Annotated in this window: 22 protein-coding genes; 5 read left to right on the top strand and 17 right to left on the bottom strand. The window is 41.5% G+C overall.

The window, feature by feature from the left end; genetic code table 11:
* Positions 1 to 86 precede the first annotated feature (86 nt).
* Both AOQ70_RS04005 and AOQ70_RS04000 read right to left on the bottom strand, forming a co-directional pair.
* Complete coding sequence (locus tag AOQ70_RS04005; RefSeq protein ID WP_059374928.1) at positions 87 to 662, bottom strand: hypothetical protein; 576 nt, start codon at positions 660 to 662, stop codon at positions 87 to 89.
* A gap of 73 nt (positions 663 to 735) precedes the next feature.
* Positions 736 to 1,476, bottom strand: coding sequence for a hypothetical protein (locus AOQ70_RS04000; protein WP_059374927.1), 741 nt, complete (start codon positions 1,474 to 1,476; stop codon positions 736 to 738).
* A 212-nt stretch (positions 1,477 to 1,688) separates the two neighbouring features.
* On the opposite strand from AOQ70_RS04000, the gene AOQ70_RS03995 reads away from it, so the two are divergent.
* On the top strand, positions 1,689 to 1,883 hold the full coding sequence (locus AOQ70_RS03995) for a YjzD family protein (RefSeq protein WP_003211779.1): 195 nt from the start codon (positions 1,689 to 1,691) through the stop codon (positions 1,881 to 1,883).
* Between the two features lie 125 nt (positions 1,884 to 2,008).
* Here the strand turns inward: AOQ70_RS03995 and AOQ70_RS03990 are convergent, their stop codons facing one another.
* From AOQ70_RS03990 to AOQ70_RS03930, 13 genes are all read right to left on the bottom strand, one after another.
* The gene (locus AOQ70_RS03990; RefSeq protein WP_024426491.1) at positions 2,009 to 3,274 is read right to left on the bottom strand and encodes an MFS transporter; all 1,266 of its coding nucleotides are present in this window, start codon (positions 3,272 to 3,274) and stop codon (positions 2,009 to 2,011) included.
* 160 nt (positions 3,275 to 3,434) lie between these two features.
* The gene (locus AOQ70_RS03985; RefSeq protein WP_008348517.1) at positions 3,435 to 3,614 is read right to left on the bottom strand and encodes a YjzC family protein; all 180 of its coding nucleotides are present in this window, start codon (positions 3,612 to 3,614) and stop codon (positions 3,435 to 3,437) included.
* Between the two features lie 102 nt (positions 3,615 to 3,716).
* A complete protein-coding gene (gene argF, locus AOQ70_RS03980; protein ID WP_059374926.1) occupies positions 3,717 to 4,667 on the bottom strand; it encodes an ornithine carbamoyltransferase in 951 nt (316 codons plus the stop codon).
* The gene (locus AOQ70_RS03975) at positions 4,664 to 7,744 is read right to left on the bottom strand and encodes a carbamoyl phosphate synthase large subunit (protein ID WP_059374925.1); all 3,081 of its coding nucleotides are present in this window, start codon (positions 7,742 to 7,744) and stop codon (positions 4,664 to 4,666) included. The genes argF and AOQ70_RS03975 overlap by 4 nt, the downstream gene beginning before the upstream one ends.
* Positions 7,737 to 8,798, bottom strand: a complete 1,062-nt coding sequence (locus tag AOQ70_RS03970; protein WP_039177774.1) for a carbamoyl phosphate synthase small subunit — start codon at positions 8,796 to 8,798, stop codon at positions 7,737 to 7,739. Before AOQ70_RS03970 ends, AOQ70_RS03975 begins: the two co-directional genes overlap by 8 nt.
* 70 nt (positions 8,799 to 8,868) lie before the next feature.
* Positions 8,869 to 10,020 carry an acetylornithine transaminase gene (locus AOQ70_RS03965; RefSeq protein ID WP_059374924.1) on the bottom strand — a complete coding sequence of 384 codons (1,152 nt, stop codon included), beginning with the start codon at positions 10,018 to 10,020 and terminating at the stop codon, positions 8,869 to 8,871.
* Entirely contained in the window at positions 10,017 to 10,793 is a 777-nt protein-coding gene (argB, locus tag AOQ70_RS03960; RefSeq protein WP_041089795.1) for an acetylglutamate kinase, read from the bottom strand. Before argB ends, AOQ70_RS03965 begins: the two co-directional genes overlap by 4 nt.
* Before the next feature lie 14 nt (positions 10,794 to 10,807).
* Positions 10,808 to 12,028, bottom strand: coding sequence for a bifunctional ornithine acetyltransferase/N-acetylglutamate synthase (gene argJ, locus AOQ70_RS03955; protein ID WP_039177764.1), 1,221 nt, complete (start codon positions 12,026 to 12,028; stop codon positions 10,808 to 10,810).
* A gap of 22 nt (positions 12,029 to 12,050) precedes the next feature.
* On the bottom strand, positions 12,051 to 13,088 hold the full coding sequence (gene argC, locus AOQ70_RS03950; RefSeq protein WP_059374922.1) for an N-acetyl-gamma-glutamyl-phosphate reductase: 1,038 nt from the start codon (positions 13,086 to 13,088) through the stop codon (positions 12,051 to 12,053).
* 137 nt (positions 13,089 to 13,225) lie between these two features.
* Positions 13,226 to 13,774 (bottom strand): MFS transporter, encoded by a 549-nt coding sequence (locus AOQ70_RS03945; protein WP_039177758.1) that lies wholly within the window; start codon positions 13,772 to 13,774, stop codon positions 13,226 to 13,228.
* Complete coding sequence (locus AOQ70_RS03940) at positions 13,771 to 15,216, bottom strand: FAD-binding oxidoreductase (protein ID WP_059374921.1); 1,446 nt, start codon at positions 15,214 to 15,216, stop codon at positions 13,771 to 13,773. Before AOQ70_RS03940 ends, AOQ70_RS03945 begins: the two co-directional genes overlap by 4 nt.
* 123 nt (positions 15,217 to 15,339) lie before the next feature.
* Positions 15,340 to 15,648, bottom strand: coding sequence for a metal-sulfur cluster assembly factor (locus AOQ70_RS03935; protein ID WP_024425066.1), 309 nt, complete (start codon positions 15,646 to 15,648; stop codon positions 15,340 to 15,342).
* A 46-nt stretch (positions 15,649 to 15,694) separates the two neighbouring features.
* A complete protein-coding gene (locus tag AOQ70_RS03930) occupies positions 15,695 to 16,480 on the bottom strand; it encodes a prolyl oligopeptidase family serine peptidase (RefSeq protein WP_059374920.1) in 786 nt (261 codons plus the stop codon).
* Positions 16,481 to 16,617: 137 nt separating this feature from the next.
* On the opposite strand from AOQ70_RS03930, the gene AOQ70_RS03925 reads away from it, so the two are divergent.
* The 3 genes from AOQ70_RS03925 (at position 16,618) to AOQ70_RS03915 (ending at position 17,856) form a co-directional block, all read left to right on the top strand.
* The gene (locus tag AOQ70_RS03925; protein WP_059374919.1) at positions 16,618 to 17,430 is read left to right on the top strand and encodes a Cof-type HAD-IIB family hydrolase; all 813 of its coding nucleotides are present in this window, start codon (positions 16,618 to 16,620) and stop codon (positions 17,428 to 17,430) included.
* A gap of 88 nt (positions 17,431 to 17,518) precedes the next feature.
* The gene (locus tag AOQ70_RS03920) at positions 17,519 to 17,668 is read left to right on the top strand and encodes a hypothetical protein (RefSeq protein WP_024425069.1); all 150 of its coding nucleotides are present in this window, start codon (positions 17,519 to 17,521) and stop codon (positions 17,666 to 17,668) included.
* Positions 17,665 to 17,856: a DUF3813 domain-containing protein gene (locus AOQ70_RS03915; RefSeq protein WP_024425070.1), complete on the top strand. Its 192-nt coding sequence runs from the start codon at positions 17,665 to 17,667 to the stop codon at positions 17,854 to 17,856. The genes AOQ70_RS03920 and AOQ70_RS03915 overlap by 4 nt, the downstream gene beginning before the upstream one ends.
* Positions 17,857 to 17,905: 49 nt before the next feature.
* Here the strand turns inward: AOQ70_RS03915 and AOQ70_RS03910 are convergent, their stop codons facing one another.
* Together AOQ70_RS03910 and AOQ70_RS03905 are read right to left on the bottom strand one after the other, a co-directional pair.
* Positions 17,906 to 18,361 carry a BsuPI-related putative proteinase inhibitor gene (locus AOQ70_RS03910; protein WP_059374917.1) on the bottom strand — a complete coding sequence of 152 codons (456 nt, stop codon included), beginning with the start codon at positions 18,359 to 18,361 and terminating at the stop codon, positions 17,906 to 17,908.
* A gap of 14 nt (positions 18,362 to 18,375) precedes the next feature.
* Positions 18,376 to 19,218, bottom strand: a complete 843-nt coding sequence (locus AOQ70_RS03905; protein ID WP_039177740.1) for a YitT family protein — start codon at positions 19,216 to 19,218, stop codon at positions 18,376 to 18,378.
* 139 nt (positions 19,219 to 19,357) lie between these two features.
* Between AOQ70_RS03905 and AOQ70_RS03900 the strand changes: the two genes are divergently transcribed.
* Positions 19,358 to 20,209, top strand: coding sequence for a DegV family protein (locus AOQ70_RS03900; protein WP_039177737.1), 852 nt, complete (start codon positions 19,358 to 19,360; stop codon positions 20,207 to 20,209).
* Positions 20,210 to 20,222: the final 13 nt, after the last annotated feature.

Below are 20,222 nucleotides of genomic sequence, written 5' to 3'. Positions count from 1 at the left end.
GTTCAACTCCCTTTTGCAACATGCAGTGATGAACCTGTATGTTAAATATAGGTTTATTTTATACTGAAAAAAGATAAGATGGAAGATCATTCTTGCTTTTTGTCGAAAAATGTTGAGTTTTGTCTTTTCCATTCAGCTATCATATCTTCTGCTTTTTTGTCATCTGTTTCGCTTTCTACCTTCAATTCATACGTCATGTCCTGTCTTTGACCTGTGTCTGATGCCCATTGTAACAAGTTCTTCGCTACATCTTCTACAAAAAATGAATCTGCACGCTTTGTTTGATCTTCATTGAGTGTCCATGGTCCGAACATGTGAGGAAGAATAACTGCCGGTACATTCTGTTTTGCTGATTCGTTTTCAGGTTTATCAAAAAGAATCCGGTACATGCCATGCTTTGCTTTGATGTCTTCCTGCCTGTTATGCGGTTCCTCTGATTGAATAAAAATGAGGTCATACGTGTCTTTGCTATCCTGAAGGTCAATGACACGAACGAGATCATTTCTGCCCAGCCACATCATCCGCTCTTCTAACAATCCTTTTTGTTCTTCTTTAAGATCATGAGGACGCGTGATATCCACTTGAATGCCCTCTTTCATCATATATTCACAAAGTGTCAGGCCAAAAAACTCATCTGCCCCTATGATCAGTCCTGTTTCCATGTTCATGTCCCCTTTTTTAAGATCGAATAAAAAGAAGAGCCCTTTCTATGAAGGGCTGTTATCATCCTATTCATCACAATTCTCTTTCATGCGATTTATAAAACTTGTGAATGGATTGAAAGATTCTTCTCGGATGATCAAACATATGCAGTGTGAGATCGATCTGACAATGTTCTGGATTTTTCATATGCTGATCAATAAAAGGTTTTGCGTGAAGTTCATATGCATAAGGTGCACCGTTTAGTCTTTGCCATATATGAATCGGCACATGAGCAGAATGAACAGGGCAAGAAGGCAGTGGATACGTTTCAGCTTCCTTTTCAGAACAGCCATAGCTCTCTGCTAACTCTTTGATCAGCTGCTTGTAAAAGAATTTGTGTTCCTTTTCTCTTTCTCGTTGTGCATCCAGATTCAGACATGGATTCATCATCGCAATGGACCTTAACACTTCAGGCATCTCCTCAGCAAGGCTCATGGCAACAAGTGCGCCCATTCCCTCTGCGAGCACATGAATTTCCCGGTTTAATATTTCTTGTTTTAATGTGTGATGCACGAGCTGCTTGGCACTAAAAACAGCATCTTCGCATCCCCAGTGATTCCCATGAAGTTGACTATTAAACAATGTATATCCTTCATCCTTTAAGGCAGTTAAAAGCTGGTTTCTTCCATAATGCTGAATCCAGAATGATGTATTTTCCTGCACAAAGTGATTTCGGTCACCGAGGATTAGAATGCCAAAGCCATTTGGTTTTTGAGGAAGGTGAATGATGTTCCACTGGGAACCAAGCTGGAAAAAACGTTCGCTTACACCCATATGGCCAGCCTCCTTTCAGTGATTCTGCTTTCTATGATATGAACAACAACTCTTGTAGGAATAAGGAAATCCCCTAAAGACAGAAGAATTCTTTTTATTTTTATAGCAGAAGGTCTAAAAATGGTCACATAAAGGCGGAAAACAGTCTTTTCCCTTCACTTGCATCTATGGTATGATAATCAATAGATTGTTACATAAAGGACGGTGGGATTATGCATTATATTATCACCCTCATTTGGACTTTTCTGCTGACACATATGGCTGGTTACATCGTTGCCTCTATGAATGGAGCTGCTTATGATTTTACGCTCACTTCCATTCTTGCAGTTGTGTTTACGGTTATTTTATTCATCTTTGCTGAAGTAAGTCCAATGAAAGAAACGGAAAGTTCAACAAAACACTCTTAATATGCAAGAAAACGATTTGTGAAAAAGAGCTAAAATGATGTTTAGCTCTTTTTCTTTTTTTCTACGTGATTGAAAAGCGGCATGCTAAAACCCCCTGTCTATAACATACAGGGGGTTTTTATTGTTCACACCTCGACGGTTTCGGACTTTTGTTTGTCCGCTGTCAAATGGCTTTTCGCAAGCCCTGTAAACAGGAAGATCGCGATACCTGATAAAATTTCAAGGATTCCTCCGCCAGCAATGACAGGTCCCGCTCCAAATCTTTCTGCCAGAACGCCTGATACGACAGCTGCAAGCGGGAGAAAGACATTTGATGACGCATTGATCACAGCATATACTTGCGGCTGATCCTCTTGGTCAACAGACGTTTGAATAATGACCATTTCCGGTACATTGATCGCACTGACAGCAGCTCCAAAAATAAAGGAAGCAAGCAGAACGACCGGCAGCCATGTACTCATCCCTGTAATAAAGAACGCAGCCCCTTCAATCATGCCAGCGACAATAAAGAACAAACCAAATCTCTTAATTTTGACCTTCGCTAGAGCAAAGCCCATCATAAACGCGCCCACTGCAGCAACGCCTCTTAAAATGGAATACACCATGGAGTCGCTTTGCAGCGCTTCTGCTACGTATACCGCTGAGAGCGCCTGCCACGGAGCTGCTGCGACATTCATTAAGATACAATACAGTGTGAGTGCAAATAAAATGTGATGGTTTTTGACAACGAGAAACCCTCTTTTTAAGTTATACAAATATGTATTCTTCGCTTGTTTAATGCCTGCTGCTTTTTCTTCATCCGTTTTCTTCAGTTTAACCCCGATAATAAACAGACCAGAAATAACAAATAAAGCAGTGGTGATCAGCAGGGTATCAGCAGGTCCAATTAATTTAACCAAAAGACCAGCCACCATGACTGCTGCAAGTGCAACAATCTCAAAAGAAGATTGCAGGATCGCATTTGCTTTTTGAATGAGATGCTTTGGAACAATCTGCGGTAAGATGGCCACCGAAGCTGGATTATATGCTGCACCTGTTGCCGATTGAATAACCATTAATGAGATCAATAACCATAGAGGCAATAGATGCGAAAAGTGCAGAAGTGGAATAATGAGTACAATTGTTGCTCGAACAACATCTGAAGCGAACATCCATTTAGACAAATGATGCTTTTTCATAAGAGGTCCTAATATTGGGGCTAACAAAGATGAAGGGAGAACAGTTACTGCTAGAAGAAGTCCTGTACCGAGCGCTCCATCCCCTCTTAAAATCAATAGCCAAAGGACGGATGTAAAAGCAAAACTTTCCCCTGTGTTTTTAATGAGTCTTGATATGAATAATGAGGTGAAGCGTTTATTCCAAACACTTTCACTGAGATTCATCTTTTCCATCACACAAATCCTTTCAACAATATTTTCCAATTACACATTTTAGTTTAATTTCCACACTATTTATTTGAAAATTGGAACTTAATTGCTTTTTATTATAAAGAAAAAAGAGGCATGACACATGCCTCTAAAGACTTATTCCTTATGACTCTTAGTCAATTGCTTACGGCTTTCTTTGGTAAGTCCAAACACGATTATGGTTCGAGTTATCAGGAAAGACATCGCCTGCTTTAAGCTTAATCTTTAAAGGATCTTTCACCATACTGCCAGTTTCACCGATCTCGATATACACACCATTATTTGGTGCTTTATTCCCTGATTTAAATTGATGCTGCTGACCCATTTTCATCCTCCTTTCTCGATTGATGTTATTATGTCCCGTCCCTTGCCTCTCCAATCCACTATGCAAAAAGTCCCTGCTCATACGAGTCAGGGACACTTTGATTTATTTGGATGGTTGATACATAAGTTCTTTCATTAACGCTTTTTGCACATGCAGGCGGTTTTCTGCCTGCTGAAATACTTTTGAGTGCGGCCCGTCAATAATATCTGCCGTCACTTCTTCACCTCGATGTGCCGGGAGACAATGAAGGAAAATATAGTCCTTTGCCGCATGACTTATCAGTTCGTCATTGATTTGATATTCTTTAAATTCAGCAAGACGTTTCTCTGTTTCTGCTTCCTGGCCCATGCTTGTAAACACATCTGAATAAATAACATCTGCATCTTTTACAGCTACGACAGGATCTGTCGTCACGGTCACTTCTGCACCTGATTGTTTCGCAAACTCACGGGCAGTGTCTGTTACTTCTTGAAGTGGTTCATAGCCTTTTGGTGATGCAACCGCAATGTCACATCCTAGCTGCGCACAGCCGACCATCAAGGAGTGCGCCACGTTATTTCCGTCACCGATATAGGCGACTTTGATTCCTTTTAACGTGCCTTTTGTTTCTTTAATCGTTAATAAATCAGCAAGTGCCTGACATGGATGTGAGTAGTCCGTTAATCCATTAATGACTGGAATAGACGCGTATTGTGCAAGCTCTTCAACCTTCTCATGCTCAAAGGTTCGAATCATAATACCGTTGACATAGCCAGACAGCACCTGCGCTGTATCACTGATGGTTTCCCCTCTGCCAATTTGCAAATCATTTGAGCTGAGGAAGAGCGCATGTCCTCCTAGCTGCGTCATCCCCGCTTCAAACGAGACACGGGTTCTAGTCGAAGATTTTTCAAAAATCATTGCTAACGTTTTCCCTTTGAATAAATCTTGATATGGATTTTGTTTCATTTCTTCCGCTTTTTCAATTAAATAAGCAATCTCATGGATTGAGAAATCTTTTAACGATAAAAAGTCTTTTCCGTATAATGCCGGTTGCACGTCGATTTGACTCATGCCGTCACTTCCTTTTTATATAATTCATGGAGTGATACTGGTGATACATCTCCATTTTTCCCTTGCAGGAATGCTTGAACTGTTTCATATTCAGTTAGAACTTGAACGCCGTGTGTGAGTGCTTTTACACGCTGCTCTTTTGCCTCTTCATCTTCTCCTAAATGAATATGAAGGGATTTATCTTCATTCTGCAGCCAGGATTCAAAGCTGCCAGTCCAGACGTCAAAGCCTGCATGTTTCGCTTCATCGATCAATTGCTCACTGCCTTGTATAAAGAGGCTTCCTTTTTTCTTCCAGATCGGTGCAAACACTTTTTTCAAGGCACTTTCGGCGTTCTTGCCTACACACATTCCTTCTCCTGTCGCTTTCATTTCAGGTGTCAGCTTGAGGTCGATATCTTGAATGGCATGGGATGAGAACACTGGGAATTTGACCGCTGTCCCCCCTTTGTTTTTCGTTACAGGGTTTAGCTCTTCAAGCGCCGCACCAGCTAATAATTGAGTGGCCATTGGGATCATATCAATGCCCATTACCTTACTGACGACTGGAACGGTCCGGCTTGCCCGCGGATTCACCTCTAATACAAGCGCCTGATCACCTTTGATGACAAATTGGATATTCATAATGCCCTTGAACGCTAATTTCTTCGCTATTTGTTCAGACGCGGTATGCACCTGCTGTTTGATATCTTCACTGATCGAGATGCTTGGTAAAATGGCAAAGCTGTCACCTGAGTGCACGCCCGCTTTCTCAATATGTTCTACGATCGTTGGAATGAAGGCTGTTTTTCCGTCAGAAATAAGATCCACTTCAACTTCTTTTCCAGTGACATACTCATCAATTAAGATTGGGTATGGTAAATGATCTGGCTGATCCAGCAGTGACGCCAAATGTGCTTCTGACTGAACAACGATCATTCCCATTCCGCCAATGACATACGATGGGCGAATTAATACAGGGTAACCGATGCTTTTCGCATGTACGAGTGCTTCTTCTTTTGAATGAGCCGTATCTCCTTTTGCGTGAGGAAGGTTCAGTTCATCAAGAAGCTGATAGAATAAATCACGGTCTTCAAGTGCATCCAGCGTAGCAAAGGACGTACCTAACAACGTGACACCGGCTTTTTCTAAGCCTTCTGCGACGTTGATCGCAGTCTGTCCGCCAAATTGGACAATGACAAAATCAATTTGTTCTGCTTCCACAACGTTTAGGATGTGCTCTAATGTAATCGGCTCAAAATATAAACGATCTGCAATCTCATAATCAGTACTGACTGTTTCTGGATTGTTGTTCATCATGATGGTTTCAAATCCAAGCTTTTGCAAGGTAAGAACGCCATGAACGGCACTATAATCAAATTCGACCCCCTGCCCGATTCGAATCGGACCTGAGCCAATGATAAGAGCACGCTGCTTTGTTTTTTCTTGATGCTCACCATCACTTTTTCCAAAGTAGGTGGAATAGAAGTAATTCGTTTTTGCATCAAATTCCGCCGCACATGTGTCGACAATTTTAAATGAAGCAGCAATCCCGTACTCTTGACGGAGCTGCCTGATTGACTCTTCCGTTTGACCCGTAAGAAGAGCAATCGTTTCATCAAGGAAGCCTTTTTCTTTTACCTTTTTCAAGGTATCTTTTGATAGCGTCCCCTTATGATCTTTCAATTCTTGCTCGAGCGTAATCATATTCTGGAACACATGTAAGAAGAATCGATCGATTTTCGTCGTTTGATGAATCGTTTCAACCGTTTCTAGTCTTGAAAGAAGCTCCATAACAGCGAAAAACCGGCGATCGTCTGGTGTTTTGATGAGTTCAAATAATTGTTCTGTCGTTTGGTCTTTCAGTTCTGGCAGGTGGAAGCCCTTCGTTTTAATTTCAAGTGATGCAACTGCTTTTTGGATGGCTGATTCTAAATTTCGGTCAATCGCCATGACTTCGCCAGTGGCCTTCATTTTTGTGCCTAATTGACGGTCTGCCTGTTTAAATTTATCAAATGGCCAGCGCGGGAATTTCACGACAACATAATCGAGTGCCGGCTCAAAACTAGCATAGGTTGTGCCTGTAAGCGGGTTTTTCAATTCGTCTAGCGTATACCCCACCGCAAGCTTAGCTGCCATTTTCGCAATCGGGTAGCCTGTTGCTTTTGATGCAAGAGCGGATGAACGGCTGACCCGAGGATTCACCTCAATGACAAAGTATTCTTTACTGAGTGGATCAAGGGCAAATTGGATGTTGCAGCCGCCGACTACATCCAGCGCTGAAATGATTTTCAGGCTCGCTGAACGGAGCATTTGATAATCCTGATCCGTTAATGTCTGGGAAGGTGCAACGACAATTGAGTCTCCTGTATGCACACCAACTGGATCAATATTTTCCATGTTGCATACCGTGATACACGTATTTTGACGGTCTCTCATGACCTCATATTCGACTTCTTTAAAGCCAGCTATGCTTTTTTCAACTAAACACTGGTGAATCGGACTCGCTAAAAGAGCTCCTTCAATGAGCGGCTTAAATGCCTCTTCTGTTAGAGCGATTCCGCCGCCTTTACCGCCAAGTGTGTATGCTGGTCTTAGGATGACTGGGAAGCCGACTTCTTTTGCAAATTGAAGGGCATCTTCCGCATTATCCACAATTTCACTATCTGGCACAGGTTCGTTCAAATGCTTCATGAGAGCACGGAATTTCTCTCGATCTTCACCGTTTTCAATTGTTTCAACTGACGTTCCGAGCAGAGTTACCCCATGCTTTTTCAGCACACCGGCTTTTTCTAGCTCGACAGCAAGGTTTAAAGCCGTCTGTCCGCCAAGGTTGGCTAAAAGACCATCTGGTTTTTCCTTTTCAATGATTCTTGTCAATGAATCAACTGAAAGCGGTTCAAAATAGATTTCATCAGCAAATGACTCGTCTGTCATAATGGTTGCTGGGTTATTATTCACTAAGATGACTTTGTAGCCTTCTTCTTTTAAGGCCATACATCCTTGTGTTCCTGAGTAATCAAATTCTGCTGCCTGACCAATGATGATTGGACCAGACCCGATGACTAGAATGGTTTGTATGCTTTGATCTTTAGGCATGTGCGACTTCTCTCCTTGCTTGTTTCACTTTCTCAATAAAATCATCGAATACCCATTCACTTTCAGCAGGCCCTGGGTGTGCTTCTGGATGAAATTGAACTGACATAATCAGCTTTTCTTTATGAATGAACCCTTCTACAGATCCATCATTGACATGAAGGAATTTCACATCCACTTCTTTGTCATTCATGCTTTTTTCATTCACCACATAGCTGTGGTTCTGACTTGTCATAAAGACACGTTTGGATTCTGTATCCTGTACAGGATGATTCGCTCCCCTGTGGCCAAATGGCAGCTTATACGTATCTCCGCCAAGTGCAAGAGCGATTAATTGGTGACCTAAGCAGATTCCAAGTGTCGGAAATGTCATCATGATGTCATGAATCGTTTTTAAATACGGTGTCATGGTTTTCGGATCCCCAGGTCCGTTTGACAGCAGGATGGCATCAGGTTTGATCTCAAACACCTTTTCCATTTGTTTATATGGAATGACAGTTACTTTACAGCCGCGCGCTGCAAGCGAATCTGCAATTGATTTTTTAAAGCCAAAATCAATGAGCGCCACATGTTCCTCACCGCTGCCTTGTGTGTAGATCTCGCTATCTGTCACCTGTGCGACGACATTGTCTTGTTTCATTGCAGGCGGCGTTTCGTTTTCGTCTACACTAAGCACAGCGTTCATCGTTCCATTTGCCCGGATGTTTTGCACGACTGCGCGCGTATCTGTATGTGTCAGAAGCGGGATATTCCACTTTTGTAAATAATCTTTTAAGCTGACCGCTGCAAGATGATGTGAAAAATGCTCTGCTGCCTCGTAAACAACCACCGCTTTTACTTGAGGTTTTTTGCTCTCAAAGTCTTCATGATTAATGCCGTAATTTCCGATCAGCGGATATGTGAAAACAATGATCTGACCTTTATAGGAAGGATCTGTGAGCACCTCTTGATAACCTGTCATACCTGTAAAAAAGACCACTTCACCTGTGATGCCAGCTTCTCCTGTCAGATCTCCTTCAAAAGAGGCTCCATCTTCTAAATTTAAATAACCCTTCATGCTTATGTCACCCCAAAATTGAATAATTAATGATATAAATGTATTTTTATACGTTTCTTTGTAAAAAAATTTACACCGAAACTGTTTTATTGGCTAATACTTGAACAATTGCTTCGATCGCTTGATCCAGCTCTGCTTTCTTCACATTCAGCGGAGGTAATAAACGAATGACATTGGGACCAGCTGGAAGCACCAGCAACCCTTGTTCTCTAAGAGCTGAGATATAGTCACCGACTGGCTGATCACATTCAATACCTGCCATCAATCCTTTTCCCCGCACTTCTTTTACAATATTCAGCTGTTTGACATTTTGCAGCTTTTCTAACAAGTAATTACCCTTTTCTTTCACTTCTGAAAGAAACTCTTCTTGGAAAATTACATCGAGTGTCGCATTCACAGCGGCCATGGCAAGCATATTTCCACCAAATGTTGTACCATGTGAACCTGGGGAGAATGCATCTCCTAGAGCTTTTTTCCCTATAACTGCACCAACTGGAAAGCCGTTTCCTAACCCTTTTGCTGCAGAGATAATATCAGGATCAAGACACGTCTCTTCGTACGCAAATGCTGTTCCTGTACGACCAATGCCCGTTTGAATTTCATCTACAATCAGCAGTGCTTCATGCTTTTCACAAAATGCTTGAACTGCTTCTAGAAATTCTGGTGTCGCTGGATTCACTCCACCTTCACCTTGCACAACCTCCAGCATCACCGCTGCCACATCATCGACTGCACAGGCTGACATAGCGTCTGGATCATTAAACGGTACATAGTGAAAGCCTTCTAGCATAGGACCAAAGCCAGTTTTGATTTTATCTTGACCTGTGGCAGCCATACCAGCATACGTGCGCCCATGGAAAGAGTGCAAAAATGTGATGATATTTGTTTTCCCTGTCGCTTTACGTGCTAATTTAATGGCACCTTCATTTGCCTCAGCTCCGCTATTGCAGAAAAATACGAGATCCCCTGAACTGTTTGCTGCCAGCTTTTCTGCTGCTTTTTCTTGCAGTCCATTTTCAAATAGATTCGACACATGCCAGACGTGATCAAGCTGTTCCTTAATGGCTTGATTGACCTTTGGGTGATTGTGGCCTAAATTTGTTACTGCAATGCCTTGGATAAAGTCTAAATATTTTTTTCCATTTGTATCGACTGCCCAAGAACCTGCTGCCTCTTTAATCTCAACATTCCACCGTCCATAGTTTTGAAAAAGATGACTCACAGGACCGCCTCCTTTTGTTTTACGATTCTTGTGCCTTTAAAGGTTTCTCCTGTAAAGATACTGCCTTTGCCATTTACGATCATCACTTCATCCACATCACCTGATAAAGCACTCAAAGCTGATTGTACTTTTGGAATCATTCCCCCGGAAATAATGCCTTCATCAATGAGTGAAAGGGCTTCTTGTTCGGTGACGACATCTAATAGTTCACCATTTTTTAAAATGCCTTCAACATCTGTGACAAACATGAGCTTATCAGCTTTCATGGCTCCGGCGACAGCTGATGCTGCTAAATCAGCATTCACATTTAAGGTTTGGCATTCTTCCGTCATAGACAGCGGCGCAATTACAGGAATGAATTGTTTCTCCATGAGTGCTTCTGCCATTTCTGGATGAACTTCTTTGATTTCGCCAACGTACCCGTAAACATCTTGATCAAGGAAATCGGCGACAAGCATCTGCCCATCTTTACCGGATACGCCGACAGATGATATATCATGCTTTGCGAGCTCTGACACAAAGTATTTATTGACTGTTCCCGAGAGAACCATTTCGGCTACCTCTAACACAGGCTTCGTTGTTTTACGCTGACCGTCAACAAATTCTGTTTTCACTTCTAATTTTTGCAGCATGTCGGTGATTTCAGGTCCTCCGCCATGCACGATAGCCAGCTTAAATCCAGCAGCTTGAAGTGAGCGGACATTCTCATAAAAGGTATCTGAAAGTTCTCGAATGACACTGCCTCCACACTTGAACACGATCGTTTTATCCATGTCTATCTCCTTCTTTATGTGCGATAGCTCGCGTTAATTTTCACATAATCATAGGTGAGATCACAGCCCCAAGCTGCTGCTTCACCATTTCCCTCACTCATTTGAATGAAAATCGTAATCTCATCCTGCTCTAGATATGCTTTTGCTTCCTCTTCTGAGAATGGCTGCGGTTCATTGTGTTTGAATAAACATTGTCCGCCTAAATAAACTTCTACCTCTTCCGGAGTGACGGAAGCTGCGCTATGACCAATAGCTCCAACGATTCGACCCCAGTTAGCATCCGTACCATATACGGCGGTTTTGACAAGACTTGAACCAACGATTTTTTTCGCAATGATGCCGGCTTCCAAGTTATTTTTAGCACCAGCGACTTTCGCTTCAATTAATTTGGTTGCACCTTCTCCGTCTCTCGCAATCTCTTTGGCTAAATCCTCACAAGCTAGTTTTAATCCTTCTTTAAACAATGGCCATTCTGGATGCTCTTCATTGAGTACATCGTTTTCTGCCATGCCATTTGCCATCACGAGCACCATATCGTTTGTCGACGTTTCTCCATCGACGGTAATTTGATTAAAGGTCACATCCGTAATGTCACGAAGCGCTTGCTGTAAGGCTTCCTGTTCAACATTTGCATCTGTTGTGACAAAGCCAAGCATTGTCGCCATGTTCGGGTGAATCATGCCAGAGCCTTTTGCTGCGCCTGAAATGATGATCTCTTTTCCGTCTATCGTAAGGGTGTATGTTGTATTTTTAATGACAGTATCTGTCGTTAAGATCGCTTCTTCAAAATGGCCTTTTTCGGCTTTTGCTTCTTTTAACTCGGCGATGCCCTTTTTGATTTTATCCATCTCCAGACATTCCCCAATGACACCAGTAGAAGAAACAGCAATGTAATCAGGTGCTACACCTAACATATCTGCACAGGCTGCCTGCATGTCGTATGCATCTTTTAATCCCTGCTCACCAGTACATGCATTGGCGATGGCACTATTGACAATGACACCTTTTAATTGTCCTGTCTTTTTTAAGCTTTGTTGTGTGACTTTGAGAGGCGCAGCTTGAAAGTGACTTTGTGTGTAGACCGCTGCACTTGCTGCTGGTACTTCGCTGACGATGAGGCCAAGGTCTTTTTTTGAATAGCGCAAGCCAATGTGAATCCCCTTCGCTTCAAAGCCTTTTGGTGATGATACGTCACCGTCTATTTTGACAATGCTTTTTTCATTCAATTCGATCATGTTTGTTGTCTCCCCTGTTCTCTTATGGATAAAGAGGTGTCATTGTGAGGCCCGCCTCTTCATGTAAGCCTTTGATGATGTTGAAGTTTTGTACCGCTTGGCCGGCCGCGCCTTTCATGAGATTGTCTATGACCGACACGATTGTAAGTCTTCCTGTTCGCTCATCTAAATGAAAGCCAATGTCACAGAAGTTACTGCCGTATACTTCTTTCGTTTGTGGATAAACGCCGTGATCTCTCACTCTGACAAAATAGGAATCTTCATAAAAGCCTTTCATTCGCTTCATCAATTCTTCTTTTGTGACATCGGTTTTTAATTGTGTATACATCGTCGCCATAATCCCTCTTGTCATCGGGACAAGATGCGTAGAAAATGTGACGTTCGCCGTCTCTTGATTCCATTCTCTTAATATTTGCTCTATTTCTGGCGTATGCTGATGCTCATTCACCTTATAAATTTTAAAGTTATCGTTTAGTTCTGAAAAATGCGTTCCAAGTGAGGCAGATCGTCCGGCACCGGACACCCCTGTTTTTGCATCTATTATAATCATAGATTCATCGATGACATTCTGTTTGATGAGCGGTGCTAAACCGAGAAGAACTGCGGTAGGAAAGCAGCCCGGATTGGCAATCACTTCAGCCTGTTGAATTTTGTCACGATTCAGTTCGGATAAACCGTACACCGCTTGTTGAACAGATGCTTCATCCGCTGCCCTTCGTTTATACCAAGCTTCATAGGTGTCTCCATCTTGAATGCGCAAATCACCTGATAAATCAATGATCGGCACTCCTTGATTCATAAGCTTTGGCGTCAGTTCACTTGATACGCCTGCTGGTGTCGCTAAAAACACAGCATCTGTCTCTTGCACAATAGCAGCCGGATCAATGGCTTTTAATGTTTGGTCAGTAATCGTTGTTAGATGTGGATAAGATTGACTGTATGATTGCCCATCACCACTTGATGAATACAATATACATTCCTCCACATGCGGGTGATGCTTGAAGATACGAACCAATTCCGCACCACCGTACCCTGTAGCACCTATAATACCTATTTTCAACGTCAATACACCCTCTTGATCTTTGTGAAATTATTTAACATTATAACATGTATAAAAATTAATTCAATTGTATATTTAATATTTGTTTTCATTTTTTTTCAACAAAAAAACCGCATATCTTCATGAGACATGCGGATTTATCTTTCGTTTTTGATATAGATGACCATGAGCGCACTGCATAAATATAATATAGAGCTTGCATAAAAAATGAAGTAAACGGTAAAGAAATCAGCGAACAGGCCTCCAAGCATAATGGCGATGGATGAAAAAAGGGCTGTCCAAAAATGATAGTGACCGACTTCTTTCATTCTTTTGTTCTCTGTTGTCAGATCAGTGACGAGCAGTTTCTCTCCGTGCTTTTGAAAGCCGCCTAGCGCACCAAGTGCCAGCTGAATCATATACACTTGCTCCACTTCTGTTATATGCGGAAAAAGCAGCAAAAGAAACGCCATACCGAACGAATGAATGATTAAAAAGAGCCGCCTGTCGGTGGTTTCGGGCAGTTTCCCTAAGAGTAAATGAATAAATGCTCCGCTTAAACCAAACAGGCCGTAGGCAAGACCAAACTGTGAATAGCTTGACCCTACATTTTTAATAAAAAGAATGTAAAAAGGGAAAATCAAACTGCTGGCGAAAAACAGCAGACTTTGTGAATAGACGAACCATTTCATTGCTTTTGCATTCATTGTGTATTGTACCTCTCATAAAAGTAGTTGGTGAACGTGCCATCTGGATCTGCTTGTTTTTTCTTTTGGAAGAATACATCGGTTTTAGGATACGCCCGCTTCATTTGCGCTTTCGTTTGATAAGGCATATACGGTAAGTAATAGCTTCCATCGTGCTGCAGCGTGATATCTGTCATTTTTCGAATGATTCGCTCGGCTTCCGCCTTCTCTTCTTTTTCGAACCCGTAATTCACTAAAAGCACAAGTGCAAACATATCTTGTTTCGCATATGAAAGATCCGCTTTTTCATTTTTTTGAACATAGCGTATTGTGATATTCATTAGATTCAAATCTTCTTGTTGTAAAAAGGATCTCATGTCATCAATGTACGCACGAAAACGGTCAACTGGGACGAAATATTCCTGCAGCACATCTGTGTCGGATTCATTTTCATATTCTAAAAAGGCAGAGTCAGAACGCATCACATTGTTTCTTGTGATCAGCTGATCATTTTGACTTAAGAAATACTTTTTTTGCAAATTCCAGAGCAGATCTTTTCCCATATCAAATCTTCTTGAAAGGCCGAGCATAAATTTCAAAGGCATGACGAGTTGGTCTTCTTTCAGCTCTTGATATGATTCAATCCCTTGTTGTGAAGTGAGTGAATAATTCGTCACATACATCTCTTTCAAAAAGTTTGTTTTCGCTGTTGAGATTCTGGCAAGATGCATGCGTACTTCTTTATTGTGTTTGACATGCTTTTGAAAATAATCCGTATACTCATCGTAACCCAGAGAGGTTGTCTCCATTTTATATAGTTCATCTTTTGTTAAAGAAAGCTCCACATCTAAAATGACGCCGAATAAACCGTATCCCCCAATGACGGCAGTAAATAAATCATCGCCTGGCTTTACTGTGACGATCTCACCATCTGCTTTTAACAGCCTGAAGGAACGAACTGTGTCAATGAGTGACCCGTAACGAATGTCACGTCCATGTGCATTTGCACTTAAAGATCCGCCAATTGTAAAGATATTCTGCGATTGCATTACCTTCACAGCAAGACCATATGGATTCACATATTTTTGTATATCATCCCATGTAGCGCCGCTTTGAACCCGAATCGTTTTCTTTTTAGGATCAAACGCTAAAATCTGGCGGAATTCCGTCATATCGAGCACGATGCCGTTTTCATAATATGTGTGGCCGCCCATACTATGCTGTTTACCGGCAATAGAAATCGGCAGGTGTTTTGCTTTTGCTTCTTTCAATACTTCTTTTAACGTGTCTATTTCTTTCCCTTGAACAACTTTTTTGATTTTGACAGGCATGAGATGACTAACATCAGTAAAAGCCTCAAGATCCTGTTTTTTGTGTGTTTGGCCTTCTCGTATAGTGATTGATACAAAAAATGCAGTAGCATATACGATCAAAAGAACGACCCATAGCCATTTTCGTTTCATGATAGGTACTCCGTTCTATAAAATTACATCCATTATATCAAGCCATTCTCTTCCTCCACCTTAATTTTTCATAAAAAAACCTGGCATGAGTTTATCTCATACCAGGCATTTTTCATTTTGTGCTTATTGAATACCGAGCGCGATTTTTGCGTATCTTGACATTTTGTCTCGTGTCCAAGGCGGATTCCATACGATGTGAACTTCTGTTTCTTTTACTTCTGGAAGATCACTTAATGCTTTTTTGACTTCATCCACGATAATTGGTGCAAGAGGACAACCCATTGATGTTAAGGTCATGGTGATATCCGCTTTTCCATTCTCATCAAGATCGACATCATAGACAAGTCCAAGGTTGACGATGTCGACATTCAGCTCAGGGTCAATCACCTGTTCTAGGGCGCCTAAAATATTTTCTTTCAATGCTTCATCCATGATATCCACTCCTTTTTCCATTAGTATAACGTACTTTTTCTTATGACTAAACGTTTGTGCTTTTCAGATGAGTCACAAACCAGTCAATCGTTTCAAACATCGCTTGTCTTGAGACCTTATGGCCAGCTTGTCCATCAGTGATAAAGCGAATCAGGTGCGGATCCTGCTTATATTGTGTGGAAGCTAACTCATCGTATAGGGATTTTGCGTGCCTGTACGGGACTACAGGATCATTTTCTGCATGCCAGAATAACAGCGGTCTTTTGTTTAATCGATCCGTTTGCAGCGTTAAATCATATGGGCGCAGGGCGTCTAATTGCAGATGAACCTCTTCGTCTGTAATGTCTTTCATCAACCCTTTGTGACGCATGTCCATGATCTGTGCTTTTAGAAACGTCGTATAGTTCGGACTCCCCATCAGACTGACAGCGGCTTTGATCCAATCATGCTTGGCAAGTGCACCAAAGGTGGTGATGCCGCCCATGGAAGTACCTGCAACGCCTATCAAATCGGCTTCAATCAATTGTTTTTCTTGAAAGTATGTTTTGAGTATATCGATTTCACGAATTTCGTTCAGGACAATTTCCCAGAACTTTGATGCCAGTTCCTCTAAGCTGAGGTTTTCTGATCTTACACCATGATAAGCACAGTCAGGCAAAACGACTCTCATGCCTTTTTCCGCCAGATGGAAGGCGAAGTGTAAATTATGCTCTCGTGCACTTGTAAATCCGTGAATAAAAAATACAAGCGGCAGCGGTTTGTCTTTATTTTCAGCTTTTACGATATGTAAAAATGGAATATCGCGCGTAATTTGCTCATCAATGGTGATCACAGCCTATGAATCCTCCTTTATCATTCCCGTCTTTGTTTATTTTAACATGTAGACAACAAAGATGTGATAAAGATACACTATAGAAAGAGGCGCTAACATGAATTGCCTCCTATCACTTACAGATCAAAGGAGATTTTATGGAGACTAAACCTTATCTAATCGCACTTGACCTGGATGGCACATTATTAAAAGATGATAAAACCATTTCTGCGCACACACTTGACGTCATTCAAAAAGTGAGAGACAGCGGGCATCACGTCTGTATATCAACAGGCCGGCCATTTCGATCCAGCTCTCCTTATTATCAGCAATTACAGCTTGATTCACCAATTGTGAATTTTAACGGAGCGTTTGTCCATCATCCTCTTGATGAGAAATGGGGCAGATTTCATACGTCACTTGATCTTCAAGTGGTCAAACAGCTTGTAGACATTAGTGAAGAGTATAAAGTGCACAATGTGTTAGCTGAAGTGTTAGACGATTTGTATTTCCATTATCATGATGAAAAACTCATTGATGTCTTTAATATGAATGCAAACAAAGTCACTGTTGGGGACCTAAGGGACAACCTTGGAGAGAATGTGACGAGCGTGTTAATTCATGCAAAAGAAGAGGACGTCGGAGCTATTCGAAGCTATTTATCAGATGTTCATGCAGAAGTGATTGATCACAGACGCTGGGCTGCCCCGTGGCACGTGATTGAAATCATTAAAACAGGCATGAACAAAGCTGTTGGATTGCAAAAGATCAGTGATTATTACGATGTTCCTAAGGAGCGGATTGTGGCATTCGGAGATGAAGACAACGATTTAGAAATGCTTGAATTTGCTGGATGCGGTGTGGCAATGGGCAACGGAATTGATGCCGTGAAACGTGTTTCAAATGAAGTCACTGATACGAATGAACAAGACGGGATTGCAAAGTTTCTAACGAATTACTTCTCGCTTTAATTTTTCCATTCATACATAGCAGATGGAAACGGGCATACTACCGTTAGACAGGTTGTCCTGTCAGCTTGTGTAAAGGGGCGGATTCCGAATGGGTAAAAGAAGCAAATCGAAACGCTTTATACAACAAGGTAAAGATTCAGTCAGTCTTCATGATGCACGTTTTCCTTACCGTTCGACACTTGAAGAAGCGTCAGACAGAGGAAATATGAAGACTGATGCTTCTGGAGGTTCATTGTGAGAAACGAACTTTTTGATCAAGCCAAATCATTTACTGAAGAAGCTCTTACTTCTTCATTTTCATCTGGGTTAGAGCGTCAACAGGCAGTCAAACGAGCGAAAAATGCCGTATCCTCTGCATTTGCCAATTCGACAGATGCAGAAAGAAACCAGCTGCATACCTTCCAAGACTTGCTTGATGATCTCTGACATAAAAAAGCTGTCCCATTTAATGGACAGCTTTTTCTAATTCCCATGCTTATTTGACTTGGAATGTTTTCTTCTCCGTGATTTGTTTCAGCCCTTCTGCTTTTCCTTTAAACGTTACAACCGCTTCGTATGTTCCGGGCTTTACACCGTTTGACCACGTGTCTTGAAAATCATAGGCCTCGCCTTTTTTCAGCACAAAAGTTTGGATGGCCTGTGTGAACATACGGTCTTTCGAATAGCGATATTGTTCGTTCCCGTTTTCGTCATACACACTGAGCTCGAATTTTTGGCTTGTGTTAAAGGTAAATTCAATATCTCGATCTGATTCATTTTTCAGTGACATGTTAAATTGAACTGAAGAACCTTTCTGGACGGGGTCTACTGTGAGTAAAACCGTTTTTTCTCCCATTTGACCGGAAACCTCCTTGTCTGGTTCATCCTTTTTTTGTTGTCCACAAGCGGCTAAAAACAATAGAATGAGAAGAAGTACCAACCCTTTTTTCATCTGCTACCCACCTTTTAATCTCGTCTGAAAAATCCAAGAATATTGGTTGTCTGTACAATATTTGTAAAGGCTTTTGGATCGACTTCTTTAATAATTTGTTCAAGTTCATACAACTCATACCTTGTAATGACGATCACCATCATTTCCTTTTGCTCGTTGGTGAATGCGCCTTTTGCAGGTACAGTCGTAATACCTCTGACCATTTTTCCGTAAATGGCTTCTTTGATTTCATCTGCTTTTTTCGTCACAATCATCGCGGTCAGCTTCTCATGTCTTGTATGGATGGCATCAATGACCCTTGTGGTCACATATAATGTGACAAGCGTATATAATGCTTTCTCCCAACCTTGTAATAATCCTGCTGTAAAAATGATGATTCCATTTAAAATGAAGAAATACGTGCCAACGGGTTTGTCTTTCCATTTTGCTAATACCATAGCAACGATGTCGAGTCCGCCTGTCGATGCCCCGTATTTGAGCGTGATCCCAATCCCTACTGCGGATATGACACCGCCAAACACAGCATTTAATAAAATATCATGGGAAACACTCGTTTCTGGTAAAACGCCAAGGAAAATGGTTGTCAGTGCAACACTGATGATGCTGTACAAAGTAAAGGAACGGCCAACTTTCATCCAGCCTAAAATGCCGACTGGAATGTTTAAAATAAATAATAGAATCCCTGTTGATACATAAAATGGCGCATATTGATCGATTAAGCTGGATAGCAGCTGGGCTACCCCTGTAAAACCGCTCGCATATACGTCAGCTGGGATTAAGAATAAATTCAGTCCAATCGCATTGAGTAATGCACCAATAACGACGACAATGAGTTTTTTTGCTTCTCCAATGAACATGTTGTCATTCCTCCACTTACCATTCTCTCTATGGTTTTCCCTAAAATTTAGAATTTGAACACGAAAAGATGATTTCTATGATATAGTTAGGCTAAAAAGATGTAAAATATGGCTTATTTTTTAGAAAGAAGGGATTTATATGACTGTTCATATCATAGCAGACAGTGCTGCTGATCTGCCTCTTTCTTATTATGATGAACATAACATAACACTCATTCCGCTCCGCGTGTTGCTTGGCGAGCAGGAATTTGAGGATTTGATCACCATTGAACCAAAACAAGTATTTGATGCGATGAGACAAGGAGCCAGTCCAAAAACGTCACAGGCTTCACCAAACCGGATCAAGGAAGCCTTTGTTTCTGCCGCTCAAACCCATACATCTGCCATCTATGTCGCTTTTTCATCAGAGCTTTCAGGTACATATCAGACAGCTATGATGATGGCAAACGAAGTGAAGGAAGAATACCCTGATTTTGATTTACGAATCATTGATTCTAAATGCGCTTCACTCGGCTATGGGCTTGCTGTCAAACACGCTCAATCACTTGCCATTGACGGAAATACAATACAAGAAATTGAAACGTCTGTAAAGCATTTTTGTGAATCTTTACAACATATTTTTACTGTAGACGATTTAACGTATTTAGCAAGAGGCGGAAGAATCAGTAAAGCATCCGCATTTGTGGGCGGTTTGTTAAGCATTAAACCCATTTTACATGTCGAAGATGGAAAACTCATCCCGCTAGAAAAAATCCGCGGACGTAAAAAGCTGCTGAAACGCATTATTGAACTAATGAAAGAACGCGGAACGGATTGGCCTAATCAAACGGTTGGCATTAGTCATGGTGATGATCCTGCACTTGCCGAAGACATGAAACAACTGATTGAAGACGAATTTCATCCTAAAGAAATTGATATTCATATCATCGGCGCCGCTGTGGGGTCCCATTCAGGACCTAGCACGCTTGCGATCTTTTTTACAGGCAAATGATCATAAAAAGCAC

It is taken from the genome of Bacillus sp. AM 13(2015) (assembly GCF_001518755.1).
Classification (GTDB): Bacteria; Bacillota; Bacilli; order Bacillales; family Bacillaceae; genus Bacillus; species Bacillus safensis.
Note: the sequence above shows the minus strand (reverse complement) of the source record. Positions and strands in the feature narration are given on the sequence as shown.